Origin of the sequence: Pseudomonas aegrilactucae (assembly GCF_019168305.1) — a bacterium.
GTDB classification, from domain to species: domain Bacteria; phylum Pseudomonadota; class Gammaproteobacteria; order Pseudomonadales; family Pseudomonadaceae; genus Aquipseudomonas; species Aquipseudomonas aegrilactucae.
Window position 1 is genome coordinate 1 of the sequence record NZ_JAHTBI010000055.1, and the last position, 17,935, is coordinate 17,935.

The 17,935-nt window shown below is 65.5% G+C and carries 15 protein-coding genes, 1 tRNA gene and 1 pseudogene; 6 read left to right on the forward strand and 11 right to left on the reverse strand.

The window, feature by feature from the left end:
- The 4 genes from KUO17_RS16495 to KUO17_RS16510 all read left to right on the forward strand — a co-directional run.
- Positions 1-570, forward strand: a 570-nt coding sequence (locus KUO17_RS16495; RefSeq protein WP_217976608.1) for an RNA polymerase sigma factor, incomplete at its 5' end; no start/stop codon positions are given.
- Positions 567-1,493 (forward strand): FecR family protein, encoded by a 927-nt coding sequence (locus KUO17_RS16500; RefSeq protein ID WP_217976609.1) that lies wholly within the window; start codon positions 567-569, stop codon positions 1,491-1,493. The genes KUO17_RS16495 and KUO17_RS16500, both read left to right, overlap by 4 nt.
- Positions 1,494-1,588: 95 nt before the next feature.
- Positions 1,589-4,006 (forward strand): TonB-dependent siderophore receptor, encoded by a 2,418-nt coding sequence (locus tag KUO17_RS16505; protein ID WP_217976610.1) that lies wholly within the window; start codon positions 1,589-1,591, stop codon positions 4,004-4,006.
- A gap of 92 nt (positions 4,007-4,098) precedes the next feature.
- Positions 4,099-4,175, forward strand: a tRNA-Met gene (locus tag KUO17_RS16510).
- A gap of 38 nt (positions 4,176-4,213) precedes the next feature.
- Here KUO17_RS16510 and KUO17_RS16515 read toward each other — a convergent pair.
- From KUO17_RS16515 to KUO17_RS16560, 10 genes are all read right to left on the reverse strand, one after another.
- Positions 4,214-4,492, reverse strand: coding sequence for a DUF3325 family protein (locus KUO17_RS16515; protein ID WP_217976611.1), 279 nt, complete (start codon positions 4,490-4,492; stop codon positions 4,214-4,216).
- Positions 4,485-6,020, reverse strand: coding sequence for a PepSY-associated TM helix domain-containing protein (locus KUO17_RS16520; RefSeq protein ID WP_217976612.1), 1,536 nt, complete (start codon positions 6,018-6,020; stop codon positions 4,485-4,487). Before KUO17_RS16520 ends, KUO17_RS16515 begins: the two co-directional genes overlap by 8 nt.
- Entirely contained in the window at positions 6,020-6,331 is a 312-nt protein-coding gene (locus KUO17_RS16525) for a hypothetical protein (protein WP_341869627.1), read from the reverse strand. The genes KUO17_RS16520 and KUO17_RS16525 overlap by 1 nt, the downstream gene beginning before the upstream one ends.
- Complete coding sequence (locus tag KUO17_RS16530) at positions 6,318-8,747, reverse strand: TonB-dependent siderophore receptor (RefSeq protein ID WP_217976613.1); 2,430 nt, start codon at positions 8,745-8,747, stop codon at positions 6,318-6,320. Before KUO17_RS16530 ends, KUO17_RS16525 begins: the two co-directional genes overlap by 14 nt.
- 94 nt (positions 8,748-8,841) lie before the next feature.
- Positions 8,842-9,786, reverse strand: a complete 945-nt coding sequence (locus KUO17_RS16535) for a FecR domain-containing protein (protein WP_217976614.1) — start codon at positions 9,784-9,786, stop codon at positions 8,842-8,844.
- Complete coding sequence (locus KUO17_RS16540) at positions 9,783-10,307, reverse strand: sigma-70 family RNA polymerase sigma factor (protein WP_217976615.1); 525 nt, start codon at positions 10,305-10,307, stop codon at positions 9,783-9,785. Before KUO17_RS16540 ends, KUO17_RS16535 begins: the two co-directional genes overlap by 4 nt.
- A 95-nt stretch (positions 10,308-10,402) precedes the next feature.
- Complete coding sequence (locus KUO17_RS16545; RefSeq protein ID WP_217976616.1) at positions 10,403-12,859, reverse strand: TonB-dependent siderophore receptor; 2,457 nt, start codon at positions 12,857-12,859, stop codon at positions 10,403-10,405.
- Positions 12,860-12,935: 76 nt separating this feature from the next.
- Positions 12,936-13,877 carry a FecR family protein gene (locus KUO17_RS16550; RefSeq protein ID WP_217976617.1) on the reverse strand — a complete coding sequence of 314 codons (942 nt, stop codon included), beginning with the start codon at positions 13,875-13,877 and terminating at the stop codon, positions 12,936-12,938.
- Positions 13,874-14,389, reverse strand: coding sequence for a sigma-70 family RNA polymerase sigma factor (locus KUO17_RS16555; protein ID WP_217976618.1), 516 nt, complete (start codon positions 14,387-14,389; stop codon positions 13,874-13,876). The genes KUO17_RS16550 and KUO17_RS16555 overlap by 4 nt, the downstream gene beginning before the upstream one ends.
- A gap of 148 nt (positions 14,390-14,537) precedes the next feature.
- Positions 14,538-15,155, reverse strand: coding sequence for a LysE family translocator (locus KUO17_RS16560; protein ID WP_217976619.1), 618 nt, complete (start codon positions 15,153-15,155; stop codon positions 14,538-14,540).
- Between the two features lie 115 nt (positions 15,156-15,270).
- Between KUO17_RS16560 and KUO17_RS16565 the strand changes: the two genes are divergently transcribed.
- The gene (locus KUO17_RS16565; protein ID WP_217976620.1) at positions 15,271-16,173 is read left to right on the forward strand and encodes a LysR substrate-binding domain-containing protein; all 903 of its coding nucleotides are present in this window, start codon (positions 15,271-15,273) and stop codon (positions 16,171-16,173) included.
- On the opposite strand, the pseudogene KUO17_RS16570 reads toward KUO17_RS16565, so the two are convergent.
- A pseudogene (locus KUO17_RS16570) lies at positions 16,128-16,697 on the reverse strand (D-Ala-D-Ala carboxypeptidase family metallohydrolase); the annotation flags it as partial. The gene KUO17_RS16565 and the pseudogene KUO17_RS16570 overlap by 46 nt on opposite strands.
- Before the next feature lie 86 nt (positions 16,698-16,783).
- On the opposite strand from KUO17_RS16570, the gene KUO17_RS16575 reads away from it, so the two are divergent.
- The gene (locus KUO17_RS16575; RefSeq protein ID WP_217976621.1) at positions 16,784-17,911 is read left to right on the forward strand and encodes a hypothetical protein; all 1,128 of its coding nucleotides are present in this window, start codon (positions 16,784-16,786) and stop codon (positions 17,909-17,911) included.
- Positions 17,912-17,935: the final 24 nt, after the last annotated feature.

Below are 17,935 nucleotides of genomic sequence, written 5' to 3' on the forward strand. Positions count from 1 at the left end.
TTGCCAGCGAAGAGGCCGGTACAGGCACTCACCATCCGCGGTATGACCATGCCCGACAATCAGGAAGACCGAAGCCTGACGCTGCTCTACCAGCGCCACCGCAACGAGCTGCTGGCCTTTCTCACCCGCCGTGTGCGCTGCCGGGAAACCGCCCGCGATTTGCTGCAGGATGCCTTCGTGCGCCTGATGCACAGCGAACGCGGCGAGGTCGGCAACCTGCGCGCCTTCCTCTACCGCATCGCCAACAACCTGAGTATCGATCACGCCCGGCGCAACCAGGTACGCGGGGTCAACGACGAGCAGGCGCTCGAACACCTGCTCAGCGACACCAGCCCCGAGCGCAGCGCCGTGGCCGGCAACACCCTCGACCACCTGGAGCGCCTGATCGACGGCCTGCCCTCGCCCACCCGCGAGGTATTTCTGCTGGCCCGGGTCGAGCAAATGAGCTACAAGGACATCGCCGCGCGCCTGGGCCTGGAACCCCGCGCCGTGGAACGCCACCTGAACAAAGCCCTGAGCCACTGCGCAGCCGCCGCCCTGCATGCGCGCCAGCCGAACGAAGCCCAATGACGCCCGACCCATCCCCCAGCGCCGAACGCGAACAGCAGGCCCTGCACTGGTTCACTCGCCAGCGTGCCGACGACTTCACGCCCGCCGAGCGTGAAGCCCTGGGCGCCTGGAGGCAGGACGCGCAAAACGCCCAGGCACTGGCCGCCGTCGAACAGCTCTGGCAAACCCTCGAACTGCCGGCACGCCGGGTGCGCAAGGCCGACCAGCGCCGCGTGAAGAAGGCGCGCTGGCCGGTGTACGCCGCAGCCGCCAGCCTGCTGCTGGGCGCTGGCCTGAGCTGGCTGCTGGTGCCGGCGCTGCAGACCCTGGGCAGCGACTACGCCACCGCCGCGGGCGAGCGCCGCGAGGTGCTGCTGGCCGATGGTTCGCGCCTGCGCCTGGACAGCGCCAGTGCCGTCGACATCGACCTCGAGGGCGCCACCCGCACCGTGCGCCTGCGCCAGGGCCGGGTGTTTGCCGACGTGGTGCATGACGGCCGCCCGTTCGTGGTCGACGTCGACAATGCCAGGGTACAGGTGCTGGGCACGCGCTTTTCGGTCAGCCGTGGCGAGCAGGACGAAGTGGTACTGCTCAGCGGCAGTGTCGAGGTCAGCACCGCCAGCCAGCGCCAGCGCCTGAGCCCCGGCCAGCGCCTGACGCTGCACGGCGAACAGCTCGATGCGCCCCAGGCGGTAGACGCCGAACGCCTGCTGGCCTGGCGCGATGGCCAGTTGCGCGTGCGCGACGTGCCGTTGCAGCAGGTGCTCGAACAGCTTGCCGGCTACCAGGGCCGCCGCCTGGTGTTGCTCAACGGCGCGGCCGGCCAGCGCCGGGTCAGCGCCAGCTTCAATCTGGACCAGGCCGACAACGCCTTCGACGCCCTGATCAGCAGCCAGAAACTGCAGGCCGATTCGCTGCTGGGGCACTGGATCATCGTGCGCTGAAAATATTTTCAGTCACTCACGGTAATTCGTGTTCCTGCTGCGTCACACCCCCACATAAGAAGCATTACCATTTGCACCTTCTTGGGGGAGGAACCATGCAGTACCCACGTGACTTCGCGTTTACCCGCCGTCCACTGGCCAGCGCCCTGTTGGCCGCCAGCCTGTTCGCAGTGCTTGCGGGCGTCCCCGCACAGGCGGCCGAAACCGCCCAGGCGCAGGCCCAGCGCATCGACTTTCGCATCTCGTCGCAATCGCTGGTGGACGCCATCGAGTTGTTCAGCGCGCAAAGCGGCTATCAGGTGATCTACGATGCCAATCAGGTCGCCGGCCTCACCGCCCCAGCCGTGCAGGGCGAGTACACCGCCGAGCAGGCGCTGCGCACCCTGACCGGCAACAGCGCACGCCTGAGCCAGCCCAACGCCAACAGCTTCCTGATCGAGCTGCCGGTGAACCTGGGCAGCGGCCTGCAACTCGATGCCGTGAGCATCTCGGGCAAGGCGCCGGGCTCCACCACCGAAGGCACCGGGCTGTACACCACCTACTCCTCCAGCAGCTCGACGCGCTTGAACCTGACACCCCAGCAAACCCCGCAGGCGCTGACCGTGGTAACCCGTCAGCGCCTGGATGACCAGCGCCTGAACACCCTGACCGACACCCTGGAAGCCACACCGGGCATCATTGTCACCCGTGACGGCCTGGGCGCCGAGAGCGACAGCTACTACTCGCGCGGCTTCGTGATCCAGAACTACGAAGTCGATGGCGTGCCCACCACCGCGCGCATGGACAACTACACCCAGAGCATGGCGATGTACGACCGGGTGGAAATCGTGCGCGGCGCCAGCGGCCTGATCAGCGGCATGGGCAGCCCGTCGGCGACCATCAACCTGATCCGCAAGCGCCCCACCTATGAAGGCCAGGCCAGCATTACCGGCTCGGCCGGCACCTGGGATCGCTACGGCAGCGGCTTCGATGTGTCCGGCCCGATGACCGAGAGCGGCAACGTGCGCGGCCGCCTGGTGGCCGACTACAAGACCGAAAAGGCCTGGGTGGACCGCTACAAGCAGGACACACAGCTGCTCTATGGCATCACCGAGTTCGACCTGAGCGAAGACACCCTGCTGACCCTGGGTTTCAGCTACCTGCGCACCGATGTCGATTCCCCCCTGCGCAGCGGCCTGCCGACGCGGTTCAGCAATGGCGAACGCGCCAACCTCAGCCGCTCGATCAACAGTGCCCCGACCTGGTCCTACAACGACCATGAACAGACCAGCTACTTCGCCTCGGTGGAACAGCAACTGGGCAATGGCTGGAGTGGCAAGGTCGAATACAGCCATTCGGAAAACACGTTCGACGAAGTGTTCGGCTTCGTCATGGGCAACCTGAACCCGGATGGCAGCGGCATGAGCCAACTGCCGGTGCGCTTCTCCGGCACGCCACGCCAGGACAACCTCGACCTGTACGTGACCGGCCCGTTCAGCCTGTTCAACCGTGAGCATGAGCTGATCGGTGGCGTGACCCTGTCGCAGTTTCGCCAGAGCGTGCCCGAGTGGGGTGGCTGGCGCAGAGACTACAGCGTCACACCGGGGGCATCGATCGACAACCTCTTCGACTGGGATGGCAAGCAGCCCAAGCCGGCTTTCACTGAAAGCGGCAAGTCTGCCCAGGAAGAAAACCAGTACGCTGCCTACCTCACCACGCGCCTGCACCTGACCGACGACCTGAACCTGATTCTGGGCAGCCGCCTGATCGACTGGCAGCGCAAGACCAAAGAGCGGCCATACGCCGACGACGAGCCGAACGTGGACACCGACCGCAAGGAAACCGGCGTCTTCATTCCCTACGCCGGTGTGGTCTACGACCTGAACGACACCTGGGCGGTGTATGCCAGCTACACCAAGATCTTCAACCCGCAGGGCTCGTGGGTGCAGGACGAGCAGTTCAAGCCGATCGACCCCATGCAGGGGATCGGTTACGAGATGGGCATCAAGGGCAGCCACTTCGACGGCAAGCTGAACTCAAGCATGTCGCTGTTCAAGCTCGAACAGGACAACCTGGCCATCTGGCAGCATGAAAACGTGTACGACGCCAAGCAGGACACCACCTCCAAGGGCCTGGAGATGGAGATCAATGGCGAGCTGGCCGAGGGCTGGCAGGCGTCGGCGGGCTACGCCTACACCCTGACCACCGACAACGAGGACGAGCGCATCAACACCGTGCTGCCGCGCCACAGCCTCAAGACCTTCACCACCTATCGCCTGACAGGGGTACTGGACAAGGTGACTGTCGGCGGTGGCGTGAACTGGCAGAGCAAGGTGGGCAACGACCTGCACAGCTTCACCCAAGGCAGTTACGCCATCGCCAACCTGATGGCGCGCTACGCCATCAACGAGCACCTGGAGGCGTCGGTCAACCTCAACAACGTTTTCGACCGCGAGTACTACAGCATGGCCGGCCTGTACGGCACCTACGGCGCGCCGCGCAACGTGATGACCAACTTCACCTACAAATTCTGAGGGGGGTTTGGCTAAGCGGTTGATCGCGCGTTAAATTTTTTCGAAATGGGTGTTGACACAATGCCCTTTCGGGCTAATAATGCGCGCCACTTGGCTACATAGCTCAGTTGGTTAGAGCATAGCATTCATAATGCTGGGGTCCGGGGTTCAAGTCCCTGTGTAGCCACCAAGTACTAAAAAGGGCTTACCGAAAGGTAGGCCCTTTTTTTATGCCCGCCATAAATGCAACGCGATCGCCACGCCGCTGCCTGCCGGCAGAAACGCCAGCACCCAGAACACCGTCCCCAGGCCCGCGCCTTGAGTGACCCCGCTCAGCAGCAACCCCAGGCCCAACGCCAAAGACGCGCCCCAGCGCAGCGCGCCAGCCCCAGGGAACGGCGCATGGCGCATGACCTTGCGCCAATGCACCGGCTGGCTCAGCGCCAACGCACCCAGCCCCACTCCCAGCAGGCCAAGCACCGCCATGCTCGACAGCCACTCAGCCATGCCCGGCCCCGCAAGATACCGTGCGATCACGCAGGCGCCAGCCCATCAGGCCCGCCGACAAGGCAGTCAACAGCAACACCAGGTCCACCCCCGCAACCGCCGGCAAGCCCTGGCTGAAGGCACGCCACGGATGATCCCCGGTACGCCAGGCATTGGAGAGCACTGCCACCAACGCCAGGGCGCAGATCATCAGGCAGTGCGTGGCCCAGGGCGCCCGCGACTGCGCTGACCTGCACACCGCCCACAGCCCATGCACGGCCACCAGCAACCAGGCCCAGCAGAACACCTGGATCTCCCACTGTGCCCGCCCGCTCAGCCCCTGTGGCAGCCATTGATTGGCCACCAGCATGGCCAGGGTCGCCAGCGGCATGCCGGTGATCAGCGCACAGCTGAACGCTGTCATCGTGATGCTGCCCCAGTGCCCGGCGGCCTGCTGCAGGCGGCGCTTGTGCAGCCAATAGAGCAACCCGCTGCCCAGCATCACGCAACCGCTCACGCCCGCCAGGAAATACAGCAGGCGCAACCACGGCTGCTGGAAATGCGCGACATGCAACCCGGCCAGCCACTGGAACGTCGCCGCCACCCCCGGCAAACGCGCCTCGTGCAGCAGCCGGCCGCTGGCACCATCAAAGTACAAGGTGCGGCCATCCTGGCTGAAACCACCCGCCAGCGACCGACTCACCTCGACGTAGGCATGCGCATCCCCAGGGTGCCAGACCCTGACAAACCCGGCTTCATCACCCGCCCACTGCACGCGGGCATGCGCCAGCATCTGGTCCAGCGAGCCGAGCGTACCGGGGGTGCCGGCTGCCGGGCGGCTGTAGGCTGCGTTGGCGTGCACGGCAAACTGCTCGGCCTGATCGGGGTACACCGCCAGGATTGCGGACGGCAGGTACAACGGGAAGAGGATCAGCAGACCGGTCAACAGGATGATGAAATGAAACGGCAAGGCCAGCACCCCGGTCAGGTTGTGCAGGTCCAGCAAGCGCCTTGGCGACTTGTCCAGACGCAACACGAACAGGTCCTGAAACAGGCGGGCATGAATCCAGAGGCCGGCAATCAGCACGACAATTCCCAGCATCGCCGCCAGGCCAAGCAACCGGGCCCCCAGGTTCCAGGCGTTGAGGTTCAGGGTGTAGTGCAACCGGTAGAAGAAATCACCGCCTCGGCTCCCGGCCTCGGGCAACAGGCGCCCATCATCCGGCGCAACAAAGCGGCTGATGCCCTCGCGCGCCAGGGTCCAGGCCTGAAAGCGCACCACCGCCCGGCGCGCATCGGGCAATTCCACGTACCACTGCAACAGCGCCTTGCCTTCGCTCAGGCGGACCACCTGGGCCGCTACCTGCCGATCCAGCGAGAACGGTGCAGCACTGGGCGCCACACGAATCTGCGGCAGCATCCAGCTGTCCAGTTCACGGTCATGGACCGCCAGGCTACCCATGAAAAAGGCGACCAGCAACAGCCCCGAAAACCCCACCCCGAGCACTCGATGCAGCCACAGCATGGCGTGACGCACGCTGTCGAACATCACGCCCCTCCCCCGAGCCAGCGCGTCGTGAGCAGCATCGACACCGACGCCATTGCCACCACCACGGCGCCGCGCCGTGCCCGCCGCGCACCGAACAGCCAGAGCCCCAGCAGCGCAAACAGCACAAAGCCCGCCATCGAAGCGATCAGCACCGCCTCGCTACGCGGCAGTCCCAGGCGCACCAGACACAGCGCCGACAGGCTGCTCAGCGCCCAGGTGAACAGGTAGCTGAGCAACAACGCCAGCACCAGCCACGCGGCGCGCTGGCGATTGAGGGCAGCCTTCATCGCGTGACGATCAGAACCTGGCACGCACGGTCATCGACACGGCACGCGGGTCACCGAAGATGTTCCCGTCCTGGAAGGTGTTGATGCGCTGGAAGTACTTCTTGTCGGTCAGGTTGGTCGCCAGCAGGTCAGCCGACAGATGCGGGGTGATCTGGTAGCCGATGCCGGCATCGTACAAGGCATAGCCACTTTGGCGCAGCTTGGTGCCGTCCATGTCGATCGAGGGCACATCGAGCTTGTTGTAGGTTTCACTGACGACGCTGACACCGCCCTGAACACTCCATTTCTCCAGCTCGCCCGGCAGCTTGTAGAGGGTCCACACCCGCAGCATGTTTTTCGGCAGGTAGGTCTGCAGTTGCTCGTTTTCGCTGTCGTAGCGCTTGTAGGTATGGGTGAAGTTGGTGGAGAGGAACCAGTCGGGGGTCAACTGGCCACTCATCTGTGCCTCGAAGCCACGGGTCCTGGCCTTGCCGCTGGCCACCACTGCCCGCGAGTCGGGGTCGTTCATGTCCGGGATCGCCCGGTTCTCTTCCTCGATCTGGAAGACCGCCAGCGACGCATTCAACGCACCGTCGAGGAACTCGCCCTTGATGCCCAGCTCGTGCTGCTTGCCTTCCAGGGGCTTGATGATGCTGTTGTTGATATCCAGGTTGCTGACCGGTTGCGGCTGGAACACGCCAGCGTAGTTGCCATACAGCGAGTAGGTGTCATCGAGTTCGTAGATCAGGCCATAGAACGGCGTGAATTTCTGCGACGTGCTGTCGCCGACCTTTTCCGAGGGCGAGCCGGCCTTCGGCTGGTGCTGCGAGCGGTGCATGTCCAGCCAGGTCAGGCGCCCACCCACCACCAGCGTCAACGGCTCCGCCAGGCTCAGGCGCACATTGCCGTATACCGCCTTGGAGCGGGTGTTGGCCACACTGGTGGGCAACCGGTCCGAGTCGGGGAACAGCGGGCGGGGGAAGTCCACCTGCGGGTTGTAGAGGTCCACGTCCCCCAGGTAGTCCGAGAAGTAACCACCGTTTGACGCGAACTCGGAGCGTGAATAATTGGCGCCCACCAGTACCTTGTGTTCGCGCCCCAGCACGCTGAAAGGACCGTCCACATACAGGTCGGCCTCGTCCTGCTTCTCGCGGTAGTCGAACATCACCGAGTTCATCGACACCAGGTTGTCGGCCGGGTCGATACCGCCGCCATTGCGGGCATAGGCCTGGGTCAGGTCATAGTTGTTGTCGGCATGGCGCAGTGCCAGCTTGGTCTTCCAGCCGTCGCCCAGCTGGTGTTCGATTTCGGTGAACACCGCGGTGCTCCAGAAGTAATCGCGGTTCCAGTCTTCGCCGTAGAAGTTCTTGCGCGATACATCCGGCAGCGACATCGCCGGCCTGCCCGCCGCGTTGGTGTAGCGAAACGCCGGCAACGAGCGCTGGGCGCCGCGGATATCGGTGTTCTGATTGCTCGCGCCAAGGGTCCAGACGGTGTCTGGCGTCAGGTCGATATCGACGATGCCATACAGCTGGTTGGAGTCGCGCTTGCCGCCGCCATCGTAGTACACGCCCTGCTTGCGGTCGCTCAGCACCAGGCGGCCACGCACGTTGCCACTGTCGGTCAGCGGGCCGGTGACATCCACCATGGCCCGGTAGTTGTCCCAGGAGCCGGCACTGACTTCAGCGGACACGGCGGCATCGGCCAGGGGGCGCTTGCGCACCAGGTTGATGCTGCCGCCGGGCCCGCCCGTGCCGGTCAGGCTGCCGGAGGGGCCCTTGAGCACCTCGACACGGTCGTACATGGTCAGGTCAGGCGAGAGGAAGACCCGGTTGTCCATGGTGGTCGGCGTACCGTCCAGCTGCAACGAGGTCATTTCGAAGCCACGGGAGAAGAAGCTCAGGCGGCTGGCGTCGATACGCTGCACGGTGACCCCGCCGACCTTGCCCAGGGCGTCTTCGAGGGTGTACAGGTTCTGCTTCTGAATACGCTCCTGGCCGATGACATCGATCGTCTGCGGCACCTCACGCAGGCGCAGCGCCACCTTGGTGCCCACCGACACGGTGGGCGCCTCGGACTGCATGCCGACAATCGACTGCTCTGGCAGGGTCAGGGTCGTCAGGCGGTCCAGGGTCAGGGTGCCGGCCGCCGTGGTGCGCACCGACAGCGCGCTGCCGGCGAGCGCCTGCTGCACGGCCTGCTCGGCGCTCATCGTGCCCTGGATGGCGGGCGCACGCAGCCCGCTGGCCAGGGCCGGCACATACGCAATCTCCTGGCCGCTCTGACGGGCAATGCGGTCCAGGGTCGCGACCAAGGCGTCGGCAGGCAAATCGAACACGTGCTGCGCCTGAATGCTGCTCGAGGCGACCTGGGCATAGCTGACTGAACACACGCCCTGGGCCAGCAGCAGGGCAAGGCACACAGGCGTGAGCCTGAACGTTGGGCGAAAACGAATGGACATGCGTGACTCCGTGTTGGCGACTGCGCTTTTATTAGCGGTTTATGCCTATGTCCAACGAGCACGCAAAAGCGATACAGGGCCGCTGAAAAATAATTCAGCTGCGCCGCTCGATCTGTGTCCAGAACCCCAGGTAGCGCTCGATGCGCAGCCCCAGGGTGTGCTCCAGCGAGGCCAGTGCCTGCTCGCTGTCATCCAGCGAGAAGGTGCCCGAAACACGCAGTTGCGCCGCCGCGGGGCTGATGCGCAGCACGCCGCGCCGGTAGGCCTGCAGGGCCTCGATCACGTCGCCCAGCGACCAGTCGTCCACACTCAGCCGGCCGCTTTCCCAGCTGCTTTCGCCCTTGCGATTGGCCGCAAGCGGGTGGACGCCGCGCGTGTCGAGGCGAGCACCCGCGCCGCTCTGCAGCACCGAACACGGGCTGTCGGTGCGGCCAATGCACAGGCCCGACTGCAGGCTCCAGACATGCGTTGCACGGCCTTGCAGCGCCACCATGAAACGCGCGCCAGTGCCGCGGGCGAAACCGTCAGGGGTGTGCACAACGAAGGGGCGGGAGTCGTCGCTGACCTGGACGATCAACTTCCCGGCACGCAATACCAGGTTGCGCTCGCTGGCAGTGAAGTCGATATCCACTGCGCTGCGCGCATCGAGCAGCAGCGTGCTGCCATCGGCCAGGTTGAAGCCACTGCGCTGGGCGGTCGCGGTATGAAAGTCCGCCCCCAGGCCCGCAAGCACGCCGCTTTGCCGACCGAGCAGTGCCGCGCCCACACCGACGCCGCCCAGCACCAGCACACCACGCAGCAAACGACGTCGCTGCGGATCAGGGGCCTGCAGCACCCTGCGCACCCGGGAATCAGGCCCACGCGCCAGCGCTGAAAAGGTGGCCCCCAGGTGGGCCTGCACCCGCTCCCATGCCTGCGCATTGCCCGGCTCGGCAAACCAGGCGTCGAAGGCGCGCTGCTCATCCGCCTGGACGTCCCCCGAGCGCATGCAGGCGGTCCATTCGATGGCCTCTTCGAGTGCGCTGCGTTCGGGCTTCATTCGCACAGCAGGTTCTGGCAGCAAAGCTTCAAGCCTTTGGCCACGTACTGGCGCACCCGGATGGTCGATACGCCGATCAGGCTGGCGATATCGGCGTACTTCATGCCGTCGACCTGACTGCACAGAAAGGCTGTGCGGGCCCGCGATGAAAGCCCCGCAAGCAGGGCGTCCACTTCGAGCAGCGCCTCGATCGCCAGCGCACGCACCTCAGGCGAGGGCTCGTGCACTTCAGGCTGCAGCGCCAACGCCTCCAGGTAAGCGCGCTCCAGATCGCGCCGGCGCCAGCTGTCGTACATCAAGCGCTTGGCAATGGTCGTGAGCAGCGCGCGCGGCTCGCGAATAGCCTGCGGCTCAGGCAGCGCCACCACCTGGGCGAACACTTCGGCCGCCATGTCGGCGGCGTCATGGGTACAGCCAAGGCGCGCACGCATGCGGCCGAGCAACCAGCCATGGTGGTCGCCAAACAGGCTATGCAGTACTTGCTCGCGCGAAGCGGTGGAGGCGAATGCAGTCGGGGCCATCAGCGCATACTTAAATGATAAGGCTTATCATTTAGCATGAGAGCCGCGGTTCTTTCAAGCGCTAGATGGCCCGCTCCCGAAGAATCCCTTGCGCCTCAAAGCGACCAGCGCAAGGTCAGCGTCGCATTGCGCGGGTCGCCATAGAAGCTGCCGCCATACACCGTGTTGGTGGCAATGCTCTGGTAGTACCGGGTGTCGAACAGGTTGTTCACGCTCAGCCGCACGTCCAACTGCTGCGAGGCCTTGTAGCTCAGCATCAGGTCCACCAGCGTGTAGGCATCCTGCTCGATGCGATAGCGGCTGTCGGTGGCGTACCAGTTGTCGCCCTTGTTGTAGATCGCGTTCTGGCGGTACACCCCGCCGCCGACCTTCCAGCGTTCAAGCTCACCCGGCAACTGGTAGGTGGTGAAGGCCTTGAACACATGCCGCGGGATGTCCGTGTCGAACAGCCGACCCTCGTTGTCAGGGTTGCTGTCCTTGACGTACTTGACCTGGGCAAAGGTGTAGCCGGCGCCCATCTCCCAGCCCGGCAGCAGTGTGCCGTTGAGCTCCAGTTCGACGCCCTCGCTGCGCACCTTGCCCGCCGCCTCGGAGCAGGTCGGCACGGCGTCGGAGCACTCATGGCGCTGCAGCGACCTGGCGCGATTCTCCTGATCGATGCGAAACACTGCCGCACTGGCATTCAATGCGCCGTCGAAGTACTCGCCCTTGATGCCCACTTCGTAGTTCTTGCCCTCGATCGGCTTGAGCTCGCTACCGCTGGCATCCTGCTCGGACTGCGGCTTGAAGATGTCGGTGTAGCTCACGTACACCGAGTGCTGCGCATCCAGGTCGTAGATCACCCCGGCATAGCGGGTCAGGTTGCGCGTGACGCTGACCGTGACAGGTTTGCCCAGGCGCGAACCATTGCGCGTCTGCGACTCGCTGTCGTACCAGTCCAGCCGGCCGCCCACGATCAGCTTGAGGTCATCGGCCAGGTTGAAGCGCGAGGTCAGGTAGGTGCCGGTCTGGGACGTCTCGCGGTCCTGGTGCCAGTAGCTCAGGTCGAGACGGCGCTTGGGCAGGCTGCCCGAGTCCCAGGCATGGATGTTCATGCCGATCAGGTCGTCGCTGTAGTTGCCCTTGCCCTCAAAGGTCAGCTCGCGCCGGCTGGCCCCCACCACCAGCTCGTGGGTACGCCCCAGCAACGAGTAAGGCCCGGTGGCATAGGCGTCGTAGCTGCTCTGTTCATCGTCGTAGTGGTACTGCCCCAGGTACTGGCCGAACGCCTCGCCTTCGGCGCCCATGCGCTGGGTCATGCTGCCGAGCATCTGCAGGTCCGACCAGGTGCGGCTGGCTGCCAGCAACAGCTTCCAGTCGTTGGCCAGGCGATAGTCCAGGCGGCTGAACAGGGTGGTGTTGTCCTGGTCCCAGTACTCCCAGTCGCTGCCCAGGTAGGTCGAGCGCGGCAGGCGCAGGTCGCTGCCGTCGATGGCGGTGGGCAGGCCGCCCCAGGTGGAGGTGTTGTTGACGCTCTGGTTCGACACGCCCAGGGTGAATGTACTGTTCTCGCTCAGGTCGGCTTCACCGATGGCATAGAACACCGAACGCTCGGTATCGGCCACGTCCTGGAAGCTGTCGCGCGCCTGGTAGGCAGTGACCACTCGACCACGCAGGGTGGCGCTGTCGTTGAGTGCCCCCGAGGCATCGACCTCGGTACGGTAGTTGTCCCAGCTGCCGGCACTGGCGGTGATGCTCAGGCGCGGATCGGCCGTGGGGCGCTTGCGCACCATGTTGATCGCCGCCGACGGCGTGCCCGAGCCCTGCATCAGGCCGGTGGCGCCGCGCACCACTTCGACGCGGTCGTAGATGGCCATGTCGGGCGTGGAGTTCATGTCTCGCGACAGGTAGTGCGACAGGTCGTTGGACAGCCCGTCGCTCATCAGGTTTTCGACGGTGAAGCCCCGCGCGTAGAAGGTCGGGCGTTGCGGGCCGTCCTTGGTCATGGACATGCCGGGGGTGTTCTTGAGCACGTCTTCCAGGCTGCGCATGTCCTGGTCGTCCATGCGCTGGCGGGTGATGACACTGACCGACTGCGGCGTCTGGCGAATGCTCAGGGGCAACTTGGTGGCCGTCTGCATCGGCCCGGTGGTGTAGGAACCGGTGCCTTCGGTGGTGCTCCCCAGCACCTGCCCATTGATGCTGGTGGCACCCAGCTCGAGCGCACCACTGGCGCCCGGCACGGCGACCAGCACATAACCGTCGCTGCTCGGCTGCGCCTGCAACGCATGGCCGCGCAACAGCGCCGCAAAGCCTTCCGGCACCGCATAGCTGCCCTGCAACCCGGCACTGGCCATGTTGGCGACCTGCGCGGCATTGAACGAAATGGCCACGCCTGACTCGCGGGCGTAGCGGCTGAGCGCATCACCCAGCGCCCCGGCCGGGATGTCGTAACGCTGCATCTGTTGCTGTGCGTACGCGGCTGCCGGCGCCAGTACAGGCAGCGCGCCGAGGGCGAAATGAACCGCCAGCGCCAGGGCGCGACAGGGCTTGAAGGGCTTGGGTGAACGCATGGTTCCGATTCTCCGTGGTAATGGCTAGTACAAGGACGCACGGAAAACGAGAACTGGAAGCACTTGATAGCATTTTCTATTCGAGCGTGATGCGGGTGACCCATGGCGTGTAGTGCTCGAGCCGAATCGGGAAGCTGCGCGCCAGCAGGCGCAAGGCCCGCTGGCTGTCATCCGCGGGCAATACCGCGCTGACCTTCAGGTGCGCCAGCGCCTTGGCATCGAACAGCAGGTAGCCGCCGTGATTTCGCCCCAGGCGCTCAAGCACTTCACCCAGCGGCTGTTCGCGAATCACCAGCTGGTGGTTGGCCCAGGCCTGCTCCAGGCCCGCCGCATCGATGGCCTCGGTCGGCTGAATGCCGTGGGCATCGAAGCGCACCTGCTGCCCGGCACCAACCGTGCGGGTGCTTGCGGCGCTCTTCACTTCGGTGCTCGACTCGAGCATCGCCAGGCGCGTGCTGGCGTCGCTGCGCTCGACCACAAAACGCGTTCCCAGGGCGCGGATGCTGCCGTGCTCGGTGACCACCAGGAAGGGGCGGCTGGCGTCCTTGGCCACGTCCAGCAGGATCTCGCCGCTGAGCAGGCGCAAGGTGCGCGAGCGTGCATCGAAATGCAGGTCGACCGCCGAGCGGCCATCCAGGCTGAGGCGGCTGCCGTCGGGCAACTGCTGGGTGCTCCACTGGCCGGTGCCGGTGCGGATGTCGGCCAGCAGGTAGGCCGGCGGGTAATGCTGGATCAGTGCACTCACCGGCAACAGCAACGCCAGGCCGAGTGCCAGCGCCTTGAGTGCGCGCTTGCCGGCGGGCCGCGCCGCCACGCGCTTGAGCGCCGCACGGGCGGGCGCACGCGGCAGCTCACGCAATGGCGCCAGGCTGCCCTGCAGCACGCGTACGGCCTCCTGGTGCTCGGGGTTGGCCGCCAGCCAGGCGCTGAAGGCCTGCTGGTCGGCAGGGCTGGCGTCGTCGTCCAGGCGTACGAGCCATTCGGCCGCCTGGCGCAGGGTGGCAGGTGAAACGCTCAAAGGGCCGGCTCTGTGGCGGCGTGACAGTGCAGCAGCGCCTGCACCAGATGGTTCTGCACGGTCTTGGTGGAGACGTTCAGGCGCTCGGCAATCTGCGCGTGGCTCAGGCCTTCGAGGTGGCGCAGGATGAACACTTCACGGGCCCGTGCGCTCATCAGGTCGAGGGCACGCGCGATGTGTTCCAGCGCCTGCACCGCCGCCAGCATCTGCTCCGGGGACGGCACCTGGTCCAGATACTCGACATGCCGTGCGAGCGCTTCACGGTAGGCCTGTTCGAGCTTCTGCCGGCGGCCGCGGTCGATCAGCAGGCGCCGCGCCACCGTGGCGAGGAACGCTCGCGGCTCGCGCGGGGCGACATAGCTGCCGGCGCCGAGCAGGCGAATGAAGGTGTCCTGGGCCATGTCTGCCGCATTGTGCGGGCAGTCCAGGCGGCGGCGCAGCCACACCAGCAGCCAGCCGTGATAGCCCTTGTACAACGAAGCAAGACTGTCGGCAGGTGGGGTGGCTTTCATCTTGGTAGCACTAAATGAGAATGGTTATATCTTATGGTGCTGCCCCAGGGAGACGCAATGGCTAGATGGGTGGCGCCCTCTTCGCTGGCAAGCCAGCTCCCACAGTGTACCTGTGGGAGCTGGCTTGCCAGCGAAGAGGCCGGTTGCGTCACCGCACATTCACCAACACTACCGCCAGGCCCAGCCCGATCAGCGCCACACCGATCACCCGGTCCACCACCTGCTGGCGCCGCAACATCGCCCGGCGCAACACCTCACGGGAAAAGAACAGCGCCACCAGGCTGAACCACACCCAATGCGCCACCGACATGAACGCCCCATACACAAAGTTCAACCCCAGCGAACTGCCCGGCTGCACCACCTGGCTATAGACACTGACCACGAACAGCAGGGTCTTGGGGTTCAGTGCGTTGGTCAGAAACCCCGAGGCAAACGCGCTCAGCGCACTGGGCCGAGCCAGCGCACCGTCCTGTTCGAGCGACAACCGCGTGGTAGTGCGCAACGACCCATAACCCAGATAGATCAGGTAAGCCGCCCCCAGCACCTTCATCGCCATGAACAGCCCCGGCGACTGGCTGATCAGCACCGCCACCCCGAGCACGGTGTACAACACATGTACCTGTACCCCGCAGGCAATCCCCAGTGCCGCCAGCAAGCCACTGCGCCGGCCAAAGGCGTAACTGGCGCGGGTGACCATGGCAAAGTCGGCCCCGGGGCTGATCACCGCCAGCACGGTAATCAGGGCAACGGCAAGCAATTCACCCACCTTCGATCCTCCAGCAAATTGCACAGATCATTCTGTGCGCCGCCATTATCGAAAGCTTCAGCACGGCAAAAAAGCGATTTATAGTGGCGCAAATCCGCTAGTTTTCCTCACACATATGAAACTGCCCGCCCTCGCCGCCTTTCGCTACTTCGATGTCGCCGCACAAACCGAAAGCTTCGTGCGCGCCGCCGAGCGCCTGAACGTCACCCACGGCGCCGTGAGCCGCCAGGTACGCCTGCTGGAAGAGTCGCTGGGAGTGCAACTGTTCGAGCGACGCAACCGCGCGATCTTCCTCACCCCCGCCGGGCGCGCCCTGCACGACACCACCGTGTCGGTGTTCGAGCAACTGCAGGCCAGCGTGCAGCGCCTGCAACAACAGGCCCGTGAAGACGTGCTGGTGCTGTCGTGCGAGCCGACCATCGCGATGAAATGGCTGATCCCGCGCCTGCCTGCCTTCCACGCCGCACACCCGGACATCCAGCTGCACCTGGTGGCCGCCGGCGGGCCGGTGGACTTTGCCCGCAGCGGCGTCGACCTGGCGCTGCGCCGGGACGACTTCCACTGGGACGCGCACCTGCACAGCCTGAAGATCTGTGACGAGGCCGTGGGGCCGGTGTGCCGCCCCGACCTGCCGCTGCCCGCGCATGGCTTTGCCGGCCAGCGCCTGCTGCACTCCGCCACCCGGCCCCAGGCCTGGAAGCAGTGGCTGCGCCTTTGCAAGCAATCGGCCCAGGGCAGCCTGCGTGCCGACTACGAGCACTTCTACCTGTGCATCCAGGCGGCGCTGGCCGGGCTCGGGGTCGCCCTGGCCTCGCGCCTGATGGTGCAGGACGAAATCGACAGTGGGCAGCTCGACGCGCCGCATGGCTTCATCCCGGACGGCTCGGCGTACTACCTGCTCGGCACCCGGCCGTTCGAACCTGGCTCGCCCGGCAAGCGATTCGCCGACTGGGTCATCGCCGCCAGCGGTGGGCAGAACGATGACCCCGCACTGAGGTCGCCACCCCAGGTGCGGTAGCCGGCCGTGTCGATATGAATACGCCCTGAGGGGTAGCGTCCCAGGCCCATGTTCCAGGCCTGGCCCTGGGTTTGCCAGAACGCGCACAGCGGGCGCGGGTCGGCCCAGGCCGGCAACAGCACGTCGACGGCAAACGCCCGCGTGTGGGCGCTGCCTGGGGCACCTGCGGCGCAGCGGTTGAGCGTGGGGTTGCGGTAGGCCGACACCACCTCGTAGCTGTTCAGGCGCTGCTGGTCGCTCAGCGTCTTGAGCAACTGCAGGGTCGAGCGCACCGCCGGCCACTGCGCAGGCGGTGGCACCGCAAAGGGTTCGGCGCGGCACAGGCGCCAGTCGCTGGCCGAGCGCAGCAGTTGGTACAGCGGCACCACGCCGTACAGTCGCGCCTCGACCAGCATTTCGCGAAATGCACGCGTCTCGTGGCTGCCCGTCCATTGGGCGAACGACCACAGGTCGCGCTCATCGGCCAGGGCCGGCAACACCCCAAGCAGCCCGGCGCACAACGCAATGTTTCGATATCTCCTCATCGCCACGCCCCTTCCCCTTTCCCTGAGAACTCCTCCAGTATGGCAAGCCTCCCAACGACCGGGAGCCATTCGACAAGGAGTTGAACATGCGTACACGTTTTGCCCTGGGCCTGATCGCCCTGGCCGCCAGCAGCAGCGTGCTGGCCGATGCCCATCTTGCGCTGGGCAGCCAGGAGCGGGTGACCCGCCTGTTTGCCTACCCCAACAACTGCGGCGTGATCTGTTTTCGCGACTGGACCCTGGAACAGACGGTGGAGCACTACCTGACCCAGAGCGTGCAGCGTGACGGCTACGCCGACGCCACGGTCACGGTGCAGCGCGACAATGCGCAGTTGTACGCCGATATCCGCGGTGTGCCGGCCAGCTATGCCACACCGCTCAAGGCGCTGCTCGACAGCGGCGAGCTGGCCTACGAAGGCGCCTACCGGCTCAATCGGGAGGGTAAATGGGCGTACAACTGGTCACTGTTCCTGCCACTGGGCATGGCCCTGGAAAACCGTCGCAGCATCGAGCTGCTGCATTTTCCGCCGGACTACTCGCTGACCCAGGCGCAGGACTACCTGCGCTCCAACACCACCGACCGCTGGGCGCAGTTGCTGACCTTCAACGGTATCCCGGCCGAGCAGACCCCGGCCTACCAGACCATCGTGGACATCGCGCCGATTGCCGCACCCGCCAGTGCCGGCAAGGACCTGGAAGGCGTGTACGGGTACTTCAGCGACTATCAGGTGCAGATGGTGCGCGAGGTCACCCGCTCGGCGCAGGGCGCCAGCCTGCCGATGGTCGCGTTCGGCGCGCCGGTGCGCAGCTGGATCAAGCAGCAGTACGGGCCGCAGGTGAACGTGCTGGGCCTGGTCAGCATCAGCCCGACACCGGGGCAGAAGGTACCGGTACTGGGTGCCAATCATCCGAGCGCGATCTGGTATGCGGCCGACCCGAAAAACAATGACAACGACCAGGACAAGGCCGATGCGGCCGGCTTGCGCATGATGGGGCAGGACTTGAGCGCGGCGTGCTGGCAGGCGGGCATGGGGCGCAACCCGGCTGCCGATGCGCAGGCAACGCTGGGGGCGTGCACGCAGAAGTGGCAGGTGACGGCGAAGAAGCAGACGTGCGAGCTGTTTTTCCGCACGGTGCGCGAGATGACGCCGGAGCAGGCCAAGGCCAAGTGCAACACCGGGGTGATGACGCGCACACTGCGGGAATTGCAATAATCCTGTGATGGCCTCTTCGCTGGC